The following is a 13356-nucleotide window of genomic DNA, read 5'->3' as shown; positions in this document are numbered from 1 at the left end:
AAAACAGCCCGCCACCTAGTTGCCAATTCACGGGCTTGTTTTAAAGAAACATCTCGCAAGGCACCCAAGCCCATTTCACGACGACGTCCGTGAAGGGTATACCGTAAAATCCATTGAGCACCTCCATCTTTATGCTTATGAAATAACAAGCCGGCTTGTGACGTGCAAGCAAGTGGTTTTAGTTGATTTAAATTATCATTATAAATCAATATGATTGTATCTTTAATAAGAAATAAAAGTTTGTATTTTGGCGTCGAGTAGAACCTCTTTTAAAGGTAATTTCACCGCAAGTAGTAGTTCACAAAATTACAATTAAAACAGAAAAATAATTGAAAAATTTTTCTTCTGAGAAGCTGATTTACGCAACAACTATTCTTTATTTCAGCCCCAAAAAAACTTTTTAAAATTACTTGATAAAGCAGAGCATTGCATATTTCTTATTGCGATTGAAGTGAAATAGCCATTGAAATCAGGAATAACACTTTTTGAATGAACTTAATAATTAAAATGGAAATTAGCTGAGCACAAGAGTTTTTCGATTTATACCGGTATAGGCTAATTTGTTTTCCAAACTGAATATTGCGTAATACAGTTAAATTGACTTTACAATTATAAAGTTGTAAAATTTTAGACTTTTTATAAAATACTAATTGTCTTGAATATAAATAAAGTACATAATAACAATATGAGGGGGATATTATGTCATATAAAAAACCGCAGGTGATTGGCACTGTGAATAGTGCAACTTTAACTTGTTATAAACCATTGGTGTGAGATAGAAAAAAATAAAAAAGCAGGATAAGGGCGGTGCAGCGCCCTTATCCATTGTATTATTGAGAAACAATTTAGGAGGGGAAATGTTTCGTATTAATCTCGACGAGAATAGCATAACTAGATTAAATGATTTTTAGACTATTGTGCTTAATGATTCAGCTATAATTTTAATTGATTCAGCTTTTTTACAGAATCAGAAAATTGAAACTGTTGCGGCAAAGCTTAATGTAGAGACAGAGATTTTAGCATCAGATTTTTCAATCTTGTTAAGAGAACTAGAAAAGAATGGTTTTCTTTTAAAAAAGGAAAACTTGATTAGTGCGTCAGATTCGATTTTTGATCTTAAAAAATTATGGGCACCTGTAACACCTATTATACATATTATCCAGAATTGCAATAGCCCTTGTATCATGTGCGATTGCTGGAAGATTAAGGAAAAAAATTGGCATACTCCAGAAAGTTTAATACCCTTATTTAGAATGTTGAAAGAAAAAGGAGCTGCCTCAGTGATGCTTTCTGGGGGAGAACCTTTAGTGCATCCGAGGCTTAAAGATATTTTATTAACGTTGAATGAACTAGGTCTGCCTGTTGAATTAAATACCAATGGCATCTTATTGCATAAAAATTTATGGATTTCACAGTATGACATAAAAGAAATTGTTGTTTCTATGGATTCGACTAGTGTCCAAGGATATTATGATATACGGGGGGCGAATAAATTTGATCGCGTGTGGAAAAACATTGAAACAGTTAAGAATCTTCAACCTCTGCAAAGTATAGGAATAAGAGCGACAGTTACTAAAGAGATTCTAGAAAATATTATTAATTTTATCGATTTTTGTATAAGCAAAGATGTCGATTATATCGGATTCAACCCGCTCGATACGTCGTCATTTTGTTTTTCTAGAAACAATAATACAAAGGATCGATCTAAGGCTTTAAGCAACAAAATTCTTCCGCCAAACGCCTCACTTTTTCATTTGAGAGATGAATTATCAAGGAAAGAATCCTCCCTCCAGATTTATATAGATAAAAAGTTCCAAGAAAGGAAAATCTCATGGACGTCACAAAATTTTGTAAATTGTATTAATTATTACTTAGGAGAAAATTCTGCGTACGTTTCGTCGCCGTTAATGTGTTTATTTCCATTTTCATCCTTGGTATTGGACTATAATGGAGATTTAAAAAATTGCTTTTATTCAGAAGCTTTTGGGAATCTACAAAATTATGAGGCAATAGATTGGTCTGCTCAAAGCGTTTTAAAATCTTTGAAAGAATCTGGCGCATGTAGCGGATGTCGTGGGAAGGTATTTTGTGGATAAGGTTAAGCAATTTAAGATTTATAGCGTTAGCAAGTCTACTGCTCTAGTGGTTGCTGTTTTACCACTTTTTTTGTCGGAAAAATTGCATTTGTCGCAAGCGGATATTGTTTTAATCGGTAGTTATTTTTTATTGCTTCCTTTGATCTTAGAAGTCCCCTTGGGTTTATTATCAGATGTTTATGGAAGTAAGCGCGTTATTTATACTGGGCTGTTTTTCTTTCTTTGCGGTTTTTTAGCTCTTTTTATGAATTATGCATATTTTGCTTACGCCACTTATTTGTTGTGTATCACATTAGCGGCCGCTTGTTTCTCAGGTGCGGAAGATAGTTTACTCTTTTCTGTAGTACCAAAGCATCGCACACTGTTTTCCGTTAAGTCCGAAGTGGCTGCTGTTACCTATAGTGTGACAACGGTACTTATTTTTTTAGGGGGAATACTTTATTATGTGCATCCTGCATTGCCTGTAATTTTTCAAATCCTTTCATTAATTTTTGCTATTTTTATGTTTTCAAAACTGACGAAGGGATTAGATAGTTTTCATATCAACGCTCATCCGAGTATTTTCACAGTTATGTGCGCCAGCCGTAAAGAAGTCAAAAACCCTTATCGCTTCACTCTTGTTTTTTTAAGTGCAGTTTCAGCTTTTGCTATTTTGGTTAATAATCGAACTGTTTCTATCGCATTTTCTGATTTTTTGCCATTTCAACCTGCTATTTTGGTTTCGATTATTTTTATCATTGGGAATTTTTTTTCAGCAAGTTCCAATATATTGTTTCAGAAGTATTTTTCAAAGTTTCAAAATCCTATTTTTCCCGTCTTAATGATTGGTTGTATGGTAACCATTGCTTTTTTTCTCATGTCATTTCAAATCATTGCGGCTCTTATATTAGGATTTTTACTGCTATGTGTTTTTAAATCTGCTTATCGATCTTATCTGTCGTCTCTTCTTATAAATTCACTGATTGATCCCAAAGCTATCGCGACTGTTTTATCATTTACAGCCATTATTACAGCTGTTGTATCCTTTGCATTCAGTTTTTTATACGGTCATGTTTTTTCAACATTCTGGCAAGCTAATTTGTGGTTGGCAGTGATTATGGCAGTGATTTTTGGGGTGTCTGCTTTAATTATTTTTGTCAGAAAACAAGAAATCATTTGGTTACAGCCTGAAAATGCACAATCGTCAAAACAACATTTCTTGAAACGCAAGCATCAAGAGTTTTGCTATGGGCAAATTTATCCGGAAGCATCGTGCATTAATGAAAACATCAAGGATGGCTCTTTTCGACAAAGTCTCTATCCTGCACCAAATTTGATAACACTTTGCGATGAAATAGTCGAATGGGAGTTTATCCGGGGTACTGTATTGAGCCAAATGGATTTGCTACATCAAAAGGCGATTATTGATCAAATCAATAAGATCTTTCAAGATCGATTAAGCAAGAATATAATCTTATCACATGGAGATTTACATCCTGATAATATCATTGTTACTTCTGATAGTTCTTTTATGGTAGTGGATTGGGATTTATGTCAAGAAGCCAGTCCGGAATTGGATATCTTAACATTTTTCACCAGTCCAAGATTATCTCTCAATTTAGAAGAACGGATAGACTATATTTCTCATTTGCTGTCTATATCAAAGGATGAAGCTTTACCAATGATAAAAGCGTTTGTGGCTAAAAAAATTTCTGATCTTTCTCTATACCAAAATATTTTCATGAAACAATTAGTATTGGATTATATGAACTTGAATAAGAAATTTCATGGGCGATAATATTGTAATTTGTAATGAAAATTGCAGTGCGGGCTGCAATCATTGTCCGTATTCGATGGAATATATGGTGAGAGATGACGCGTTGCCTGAATCTTTATATACAATAAATGACATAAAATCTGATTTTATTATTCTTTCTGGTGGAGAGCCTTTTGAGCTCGATTATGATTTACTTCATAAATATACTTGTATGTGTCTCATTTGCAAAAAATATTTTCGGATTGCAACAGGGGGGCACATCTATATTCAACCATATTTGAAGCTATTAAAGAGTAATCCGTTCTTTTTAGGGATACAAATAGGCACAGATGTTATTTCAGAGATAAGAAATCTAGACAGTAAAAAATATAAACAAACGTGGGTGCGTAACATAGAATGTATGAAAAAAGATAGCGTACCATATAGTGTGACGATTACTTTATCGGAGAGATTCGATTTGGCAGAAGTGTTAGCTCTAATATGTATCGCTACTCCCGAGTTCATTTCAGTTAAATATGATACGGGATTTTTTTCTGGCTGTGAAATAAAATATGGATATACGCATCAGAGTTTACACCAATAAATATAAACTATCGGATTCTTTTCACAGCTCTTCTGGTGTGTTATTTGAAAAAACAGAACTGATAATTTTATTTACTGTTCGGGATAAAGTTATTTCGCCCTTTGCTATGGAGTTGCCATTGTCACCTAGTCACGGAGAAATGCCGGACGATTTTATAAAATCTGTAAATGAACGATCAATAAATAAAAGTAAACACTTTGCAAATTCTTTAAGCTATTTCTTTGGGTTGGAAGATTTTTTTAAAAAAGTTGAAATGGCTAAAATTATTAATTCTGGATTAATGAAATCTATTAAAACGATAGGAATAGGTGCAATTATTGATGATGAGATACGTAATTACGATTTGATAAAATTGAAATCATCGAATCAGTATTTGGATGATACAATTGCAATTGTTAATGAAAACAAAAATGTAAAATTTATTATTGATTTCAATGCAAGTATTAATTTTGAGCAGTGGAATTATTTTATTGATAGGATAGATAAGAATAATTTGTTTGGAATAGAACAGCCTGTGAAATTTCCTTCAAAAATTCCAGATTTGGGTTTCTTAAATATCGCTGATGAGACATTCGTGAAATGTGGTTATGAAAAAATTCACGAATATGGCTATAATGCTTTTGTCTATAAGCCATTTGCAAGTAATATTAAAGAATTATATAAGTGTTTTGAGAATAAAAATAACTACGTTGGTATGGTTGGAAGTAATGTTTCAGGCCCTTTAGATTGTAGTTTTTGTAACATCATAAATCATTATATGCCTACCAAATTAGCAGGAAATCGTGCAAGTAATTTTGAAGCGCATCCGTTAAATAATAAAACTGAGGATTTAATGAGAATTCGAGAAAAAAAGATATCTCTCTCTGATGAATTGTTTATTTATCTTGATAAATTTTGCCAAAAGGTATCGGATTTGTATTTTGATATGAATCAATTAAAAGAAATTGCTACAAATATATAGTATTTCCCACTCTGAAGCAGCTATGTTTCGTGAATAGATATAGGACATACCGATGGAAGAACGATATGGTGCTTGTCTCATGTATCGGGATCTTATATACTAAAAGTGTCAAAGATGGTGGCAAAATTGGCTTTGATTTTTTTGATATTAGCAGTAATTTAAGCAGCAACTTGCCTTTTTTATTCAAGATTTTTGATGAGAAAGAATTATAGGTATTTCAGTTTGATGTAACTCAAAATAAGCGAACGGTATTTTTAAGCTTGATGTTTATTATAAAGCTGAGCTCAACCCCAATCAAAACAGTATGGCAGGTGGACTTATTATCTTACTTAAAAGGGGCTAGCTAAGAAGCATACGCTTGTTATTATATCGAATGTTCTCAATTTGCATTCGATTAAACTTACAAATCAAGATGGCTTTTATTCTAATATCATCAATACTGGGCTTTATAGATTAAACATTCAAGTCCAATAATTCGCAGAACAAATGAGCCATGCATCCAAAATGCCAATTACGAGTAATATAAATCCAGATGACATTGTAGCTGATATTCACTTAATACCATCAATACTCCCAAATGACTCCTATTATCGTAAGGTTTTTTTCTTTTCTCTTGAGATCATCACCAACGTCATAAAAATATATTTTACCATGCTGTTGCACGTTTGGATTTTTTACAAAAATAGAAATTTCCATAGAGTAGCTCAAGATCCTAAACAAAAATATTAAAATATAATGTTTTTTATTTTTTATTATTAAAAAAATAACATAAACATTGGAATAACTCTCCAAAAGCAACAAAACTCTTTGTAAGAAGAACTCTGATCATTTTCTTTGAAAAAAGAGCAATGAAGAGAATGTCACTAAAAAGAGCGTTGAGCGATTGGCTTGAAAAACTGTCAAAAGAGATTTCTCTATTGTGTGGTCCTATGATTTTTCACTAAGGTGAGCTATTCATAGCGTTTTGTAGGCCGACCGCCTTTTGGGTTTTGTCTTCATAAATTTCACGAAGATAGTTGTAACAGCATAAAAGCTCTAAAGTTTGTTAAATAATTCCTTATGTTTTGGATTGGCTTGACTTAATTGCACAGCACCTCCAGTGACAGAACCCAACATGGCTTTTGCTGGTTTTTGATCTGTTTTGCAGCCATTGTCTTTTAAAAAGGTTCTATGAATGGCAAAGGAACCAGCCCCCTTAACAAGAGCAATCAACGCGGGCAATGTACCCCCAGAGGGGTGTAGACATTTGTCGTAAAAGCGTAAATCAGCAGGCAAATCACATGTGATCCCCCGCATACGTAAATAGGTTTCTGCTAAAGTATTTTTGATTGGTTGGCTTTGTTGCCAAATTACTTTTGCTCTCTCTGCTTTCTGTTTTGCTTGTTTGAGATCAGCACAAAACTGTTTTGAGAAAGAAAGCGTATGACCATAAGTTTTATCAAAAAAGGCTTGTTTTCCAAGCAATCCAATTCTAATAAGCGCTTGTATGATCTCTCTAAAAGAGCAGCCAGCATAACAATAGAGTAAAAGACGCCCGTCATGTCCATTGGCAAGGGATAAGCTAGGCAGTCTATCATCATGAGCAGGGCAACGGGCTGTTCCATAACGCCCATGCCAAACTCCACGTAATGCACGTGTAATACCTTGCGCGTTCTTAAAAGAACACATCATTGTAAATCCTATAACGTTGCGTCATAGGACGGATTGTGCTATCTCTAGATTGATGAGTTTGAGAAAGCCTTGTCCGTCCTTACGTGACAAGGTTTTTTTATGCCGCGTCAGTTTGACGTTGCTGTTTTGCTTGCTCGATGACATTCAAGAGATCTGATTGTAACCAACGGGATAAAAAACCAAATTTTAAAGGTTTTGGGAGAGAGCCATTGGTAATATGACGGCGGAATGTTGAAACACTCATATGAAGCAATTTTGCACTTTCACGGTCTGTTAAAAGAATATCATTTTCTGTCATTCTAAAATCCTTTCATAATAAAAAATAGAAACAAATCATGCCTATTTATTAAGCACATTTTGGTTCATTTTTGAAGGTATTTTATTTATAGAAAACAATATATTATCATATAAATTCTAATGTGATAATTTATGAGTTTTATTGAGAAAGAATGAGTGAGAAGAGAGAGAAAGTTATCCACAGATCATGGGGTTATGCACCCCATATCTTAAGATTGACCAGTGACATAAGCCGCCCATTTATCCATATAGACACGGCGCTGTTCTAAATAGTCAGTACGACGATAGGCACGCTCTACTTTGCCGCCAACTGTATGACTTAGAATAGTTTCAGCGACCTCATAGGGAGCATCGGTTGTTTCAGCAAGCCAATTGCGTAAACTAGAGCGAAAACCATGCGGGCAGGCTTCAAGTTTATTGTCTCTCATATATTTTGCCATACAATTCTCAGCAAGGGGAGCACGACCGGAAAAAGACAGAATGAAATTACTTTTGGAAATACAACGGGCTTGTTTAATCACTTTTAGCGCTTCAGATGATAGAGGTACGCGAAATTCTGTTGTAGCGTCACGCAAACCTTTCATATTCTCAGCAGGAATAGTCCATACATCATCTTCAATCTGATCTTCACGAATATGACGCAAAGGGTTGGTACGAACGCCTGTCAGGATAAGCAAGCGCAAAGCCAGTTGTGTTATGTTTTGTGTTTTACAGAGTAACTGATAAAAGGCGGGAACATCTTTCCAATCCATTGCAGGTCTATTAGTGGTTTTATGACGTTGTTTACCTAAGAGCGCGCGTGCTTTTTCTGTTGCTTGTAAATCAACATCTAACCCTAATGCAGCCGCATGTTTGAGACAAAGATTAAGACGATTTAGTGCTTTCTCTGCTGTTGCAGCTTTTGTATGCCAGATAGGAGCAAGGGTATTGCGTATCTCTGTTTGTGTAATCTCTGAAACGGGCAGACAGCCCAATTTAGGGAGAATATGAAGGCGTAATGGTAAAAACCAATCACAAGCTTTACCATCTCTTTTTAATTCAGCTTTACGGCTTTCAAAAGCATCTAAAGCAATGTTTTTTAAATAATGAAGATTACGCATTGCCTCACGCTTTTGTTTATCGCGTTCTTTAATGGGGTCACGACCCTCATGTAAAACAGCACGCCATTGGTTTGCCAATTCACGGGCTTTTTTTAAAGAGACATGTCTTAAGGCGCCCAAGCCCATTTCACGGCGCCGACCGTGAATGGTATAACGATAAAGCCATTGAGCACCACCATCTTTACGCTTATGGAGGATCAAGCCGGCACCATCATTATATTTGCCAGCTCCCAATGTTGCGACAGCCCTTGCGTTAAGACGATTCATAAGAACCATTTTCATTCCTTTCTTATACAGTTTTACCCACACGCCAGCCCCGCTTATGCCGTGCAAGCAAATGGGTTTGTTTGATTCAATATAAACAGACTTGAAATGAGAGAATCTTACGTTATTCGAGACTCTCATTCAACATACAAAACAGTGAATTATCATTATAAATCAGTGTGTTGTAGGTTTACAGAAAAAGACAAGCCGCCACGTTTACCTTGGTTTATCAGGAGCCCCTTTGCTAATTTTTTATATTATTCAACGCCTATAACAGAAGGTCTGAATGACAGAGAGCATCATGAACATCATCTCATGGCAGAGAGGGTTGGTGGTATTGAAACGCGCCCCGTTAATGTGAGTGTAATTTATGGGATCAAGACATGAGGAGTTGAAATGTCATTAAAACCGTTTGCGATATCAGAGATTAGCGACCCGTCTCAAGTACGGGTCGTTTTGTATTCTGGGGGAGGTTTTGTACATGCGCCGCTTACTGGCGTTTTTGATTTACTGAAAGCCGCTTTGAAAACAGAGCTTGATGGTTCACTGAAAGATTTAGAGAAGCGCTTAGAGACCTTAAGAGAAGAGTTTGAAGATTTGAAAGAGTGTTCATTAGACGAAGTGCTCTGAATGATGTGAGGACGAAAACAGATGAAGATACCCGATCATGAACATGAATATTTGATACCTGTTGCAACGAAAGAGGAAATCAGAGAAGGGACTTCTCAAGACAGCGTTGTTGTTCCGAAGCTTTTAGGGACGGCATCTTTGTATTCGTATGAAACCTTTGCGCCGTTAGAGCAGGTTGTTAATGCACGTCAAGAAGCAGAAAAAGCCATGTCGCGTGCGAATGGTGCGCAACAGGTTGCAGAAGAATCGAAGAGGGTTTCGGAACAAGCGCTTAGCGAAGTGACGAAAACAGTTCAAACAGCGACAACAGCGCTTACGACGTCTCATGAAGCGAAGGAAGAAGCTAAAGCAGCGACGATAACGGCTAGCCTTGCGAAAGAGACAGCGGATACAGCCAATGGCTTAGCAGAAGAAGCCAAGAATACTTCTGATGCAGCGAAGCGCATGGCAGAAGAGACAAAAGGAGCAGTCGATAGAGCCTCAGGGGAAATCAATAGTACGAAAGGTTCCCTTTCTACGGCATTACAACGTTTTGAAGAGGTCAAACAGAGCAGTGAGAATGCTGTTAATTTATCGACCGAAGCCAAGAGGTTAGCCGATGAATCGAAGACCATTGCAACGCGTGCAGAACAAACAGCAAGAGAAGCTTCACAAACAGCAACAGAGACGACGCAAGTAGCAGCGACGGCGGTAGCAACGTGTCATGAAGTTAAGACTGTAGCCATGCAAGCAAGTCTAAAGGCAGATGGAGCCAAACAGGCAGCCGATGATGCCAAGGATATTGCCGAAGAAGCAAAAGGTTTATCGGAACGGGCGACATCTTCTGTTAGAGAACTTACAAAAACAGCGTCTCAAGTACAAACGGCAGTAGAGAAGGCATTAACGGAGTCAAGAGAATCCAAACAGATAGCAGAGTCATCTAAGACACTCTCAGAAGAAGCCAAACAACTTGCAACAGAAGCCCAAAATGCCTCTACCAATGCGCTTACAGAAGCGAATGCAGCGAAGGATAAAGCATCTACAGCGCTTACCTTAGTCAATGATGTCAAGAATATTTCTGAAGAAGTGAAAGGTATTGCAGAAACGGCATTATCGACCGCTACCACAGCTAAACAGGCTGGTGATGAGATCGGGCAAAAAGCTTTAGAAGCGTTAACGAAGTCGAGTGAAGCTAAGAGTTTAGCGGAAACAGCTCATAGCACAGCAGTAAGTTCACAGCAGACAGCCGCTGATGCAAAAGCTAAAGCCGAAAGTGTAGAGACAGTTGCGAATGCAGCGAAGAGCACAGCAGAAGAAGCCAAGAGTGCAGCAGATAGTGCAATAGCGAAAGCGGAGCAAGCCCAACAGAGCACAACAGAAGCCTCTAGAATAGCTTTGGAAGCGAAAGCGGTAGCAGAGTCTGCGGTGCGTTCAGGAGAGACGGCAGGGCAGGTGAGTGGGGAAGCGGTGAAGGGCATAGCACAAGAGGCGAAGCGTAAAGCGGATGAAGCTGAAAAAATAGCACAAGAAGCCAAACAGACAGCAGGTTATGCCAAACATGATGCGGAGCAAGCGCGTAGTGAGGTGGAAAATGCAAAAAGCACAGCGAATGCAGCGTGGAATAAAGCCCACAAAGCGAATGAAACAGCAGATAGTGCTAAGCTTACAGCAAGTTTAGCAGAAACGGCAGGCGAAGAAGCCAAGAAAATAGCGGAGAAAGCCAATAACTACGCGTATGAAGCAAAAGATGAAGCCGGAAAAGCCAAGGAAATAGCCAATAGTGCAAAATATGCAGCAGGAGAGGCGCAAAAGGCAGCTGAAACAGCGGGTAAAAAAGCCGCGTCTTTAGAAGCAGCCGCAGAAGAAGCACAAAAAATAGCTAAAGAAGCCAAACAGACAGCAGGTTATGCTAACCATGATGCGGAGCAAGCGCGTAGTGAGGTGGAAAAAGTAAAAAGCACAGCGAATGAAGCGTGGAGTAAAGCTTACGACGCGAATGAAGCAGCCAATAACGCTAAGACTATAGCAAGATTAGCAGAAATGGCAGGTGAAGAAGCCAAGAAAATAGCAGAGAAAGCCGATGACCGAGCGTATGAAGCCAAGAATGAAGTAGAAAAAGCCAAGGAAATAGCGAGTAATGCAAAATATATAGCAGGAGAGGCGCAGAGGGCAGCCGAAACAGCGGGTAAGAAAGCCGCGTCTTTAGAAGAAGAAGCAGAAGAGGCACAAAAAATAGCCAAGGAAGCCAAGGAGTCTGCTGGTTATGCAAGACATGATGCGACGCAAGCGCGCAATCAGGCAGAAAATGCAGAGAAAATAGCCTCGTCTGCGAGGAGTAGGGTTATTGATATCAATCAAGTGGTTGAGAATTTTAAAGCCCCCGTAAGTTTAGCGCGGATGTACTCAGACGAAGCCAAGAAAAAAGCCGAGTCGGCAGATTCACAAGCCTATCAAGCCAAGAGCGAAGCCGAAAAAGCCAAGGAAGTAGCTGATAGAGCGAAAAGGACAGCAGAAGAAGCCAAAACAACCGCCGATACAATGAAGAAAGAGCTTAGTGGTATCAAGAGTTCTCTGGAAACAGCGACAACAGCTCATACAGTAGCCACACAAGCAAAAAATCTCGCAGAAAAGATAAACACTTTTCTAAAACAGTCTCATTTAACGGTTTTATCAATTTCCACCCCTTTTCTTGTTGCGACAGGCAAAGCGCAATTAACCGTGAAAAAAGGAACCTATCTAACTTTGCCACGAACTCATGATATTTTGGTTGTAAGTTATACGGTAGATGCCAGAATAAGCATGCCGTCTCTTTCTGCGGGCAAGGATTATTATCTTTATTTGGTACCGGAGGGAGATTCTCATAAAATTGTTGTATCAGAAAACTCTACGTATCCAAACGGTTACAGCGTCAATAATTCGCGCAAGATAGGAGGGTTTCATACGCTTTGTGCGGATGTTGGTACGATTTCTGGTCACCCCTTGTCTGGTTATAGGGCAGGGGATATTTTACCCAATTCAGTTTGGTGTTTAAATCACCGCCCTTATAGTTCACCAGAGGGAATGGTCTACGACCCCTCTACAGATCTTTGGGTTGATATTTATCTTCAATCAGGGACGGGTGAAAATACGAAATCAATGTATCGTACCAATATAACAACAAACCGTAATTATACCGAACATGTAACAGATATGGCGCGTGTTAAAAAATCTTTACTGAGTGATGAAGCGTTTGCTTCTGCTATGTATGGAAGCAATGAAAAGACACATATTGTTGGCAAGAAAGAACCAACCTCTAAGGTTTCAGGTGGATATAAGGATACGGCGAATCGTCGAATGATCTCGCATATCGGTTGTGAGGATGGTTGCGGTTATGTTTGGCAATTTTTATCGGGCACGTTTCCTATACCCATAAGCCGTACGCAAAATACGTTTGAAATGAGAGCATTGTTAGGGGGTGGTAGCTGGAGTAATACAACGGATAATGGGCGTTTTACTCGAGCCGCCATGATCGTCAATGGTGGAAATGAACAAGTTGCGGCGCGTGGATGTAGCCATACGCGTCATTTTGTTTAGGAGGGAGAGATGATAGAATATCCAGAACATTTAAATAGCAAAGAAGATTATCTGAACATGCTTTCTTTTGACAAAGTTGAAACAGTAAGAAGGCTAGAGATGCTTTTGACAACGCGTTTTTATTGGTTTTTTGTCAAAGAACTCAGTGAAGGGGAAGAGGGGGTAGAAGATGATACGCATAAGGTTTGTCGAACAACAGAAATACCGTTTGATTCAAATGGTGATTTTGTCGAAAAGCGTTGTCAGTATGAATTACAGGAAAGTGAATATGCGCCGCTCTTTCAGCTTGGCTTTGGTGTTGACGAAGTCGAGCAACTGATCAAAGAGCATAGTCAATAGAGATCATAAAAAAACATTTTTATGCCAGCTCCACTTTTGTGGGGCTTTTTTTATGGAGCGTCAGATGAGAAAGATATCGAAAGAAGGATTAGAGCTTATCAAACAAT

At 38.0% G+C, this 13356-nt stretch carries 10 protein-coding genes and 2 pseudogenes; 8 read left to right on the top strand and 4 right to left on the bottom strand.

Going from position 1 to position 13356, the window contains the following annotated elements:
- Positions 1 to 209 (bottom strand): Arm DNA-binding domain-containing protein (locus ACFIMI_RS08760; RefSeq protein WP_375692473.1); only part of this gene is annotated, 209 nt, incomplete at its 3' end.
- Between the two features lie 708 nt (positions 210 to 917).
- Between ACFIMI_RS08760 and ACFIMI_RS08755 the strand changes: the two genes are divergently transcribed.
- The 4 genes from ACFIMI_RS08755 to ACFIMI_RS08740 are packed head-to-tail and all read left to right on the top strand — an operon-like array spanning position 918 to position 5396.
- A complete protein-coding gene (locus tag ACFIMI_RS08755) occupies positions 918 to 2096 on the top strand; it encodes a radical SAM protein (RefSeq protein WP_375654125.1) in 1179 nt (392 codons plus the stop codon).
- A complete protein-coding gene (locus tag ACFIMI_RS08750) occupies positions 2089 to 3873 on the top strand; it encodes an MFS transporter (protein WP_375612536.1) in 1785 nt (594 codons plus the stop codon). The genes ACFIMI_RS08755 and ACFIMI_RS08750 overlap by 8 nt, the downstream gene beginning before the upstream one ends.
- Entirely contained in the window at positions 3863 to 4435 is a 573-nt protein-coding gene (locus tag ACFIMI_RS08745; RefSeq protein ID WP_375692472.1) for a hypothetical protein, read from the top strand. Before ACFIMI_RS08750 ends, ACFIMI_RS08745 begins: the two co-directional genes overlap by 11 nt.
- A complete protein-coding gene (locus tag ACFIMI_RS08740; protein WP_375692471.1) occupies positions 4404 to 5396 on the top strand; it encodes a hypothetical protein in 993 nt (330 codons plus the stop codon). The genes ACFIMI_RS08745 and ACFIMI_RS08740 overlap by 32 nt, the downstream gene beginning before the upstream one ends.
- A gap of 1059 nt (positions 5397 to 6455) precedes the next feature.
- Here ACFIMI_RS08740 and ACFIMI_RS08735 read toward each other — a convergent pair.
- From ACFIMI_RS08735 to ACFIMI_RS08725, 3 genes and pseudogenes are all read right to left on the bottom strand, one after another.
- A pseudogene (locus ACFIMI_RS08735) lies at positions 6456 to 7067 on the bottom strand (virulence-associated protein E); the annotation flags it as partial.
- Positions 7068 to 7164: 97 nt separating this feature from the next.
- Entirely contained in the window at positions 7165 to 7365 is a 201-nt protein-coding gene (locus ACFIMI_RS08730; RefSeq protein ID WP_375613860.1) for a helix-turn-helix transcriptional regulator, read from the bottom strand.
- A 208-nt stretch (positions 7366 to 7573) separates the two neighbouring features.
- The gene (locus tag ACFIMI_RS08725) at positions 7574 to 8740 is read right to left on the bottom strand and encodes a tyrosine-type recombinase/integrase (protein ID WP_375612608.1); all 1167 of its coding nucleotides are present in this window, start codon (positions 8738 to 8740) and stop codon (positions 7574 to 7576) included.
- A gap of 177 nt (positions 8741 to 8917) precedes the next feature.
- On the opposite strand from ACFIMI_RS08725, the pseudogene ACFIMI_RS08720 reads away from it, so the two are divergent.
- From ACFIMI_RS08720 to ACFIMI_RS08705, 4 genes and pseudogenes are all read left to right on the top strand, one after another.
- A pseudogene (locus ACFIMI_RS08720) lies at positions 8918 to 9115 on the top strand (phage tail protein); the annotation flags it as partial.
- 9 nt (positions 9116 to 9124) lie between these two features.
- Positions 9125 to 9358, top strand: a complete 234-nt coding sequence (locus ACFIMI_RS08715; protein ID WP_375611072.1) for a hypothetical protein — start codon at positions 9125 to 9127, stop codon at positions 9356 to 9358.
- 21 nt (positions 9359 to 9379) lie between these two features.
- Complete coding sequence (locus tag ACFIMI_RS08710) at positions 9380 to 12910, top strand: hypothetical protein (RefSeq protein ID WP_375692470.1); 3531 nt, start codon at positions 9380 to 9382, stop codon at positions 12908 to 12910.
- Positions 12911 to 12919: 9 nt separating this feature from the next.
- Positions 12920 to 13249 (top strand): hypothetical protein, encoded by a 330-nt coding sequence (locus ACFIMI_RS08705; protein ID WP_375611039.1) that lies wholly within the window; start codon positions 12920 to 12922, stop codon positions 13247 to 13249.
- The last annotated feature ends 107 nt before the right edge of the window (positions 13250 to 13356 follow it).

The organism is Bartonella sp. AP4SXKL (genome assembly GCF_042195845.1).
Classification (GTDB): Bacteria; Pseudomonadota; Alphaproteobacteria; order Rhizobiales; family Rhizobiaceae; genus Bartonella.
Note: the sequence above shows the minus strand (reverse complement) of the source record. Positions and strands in the feature narration are given on the sequence as shown.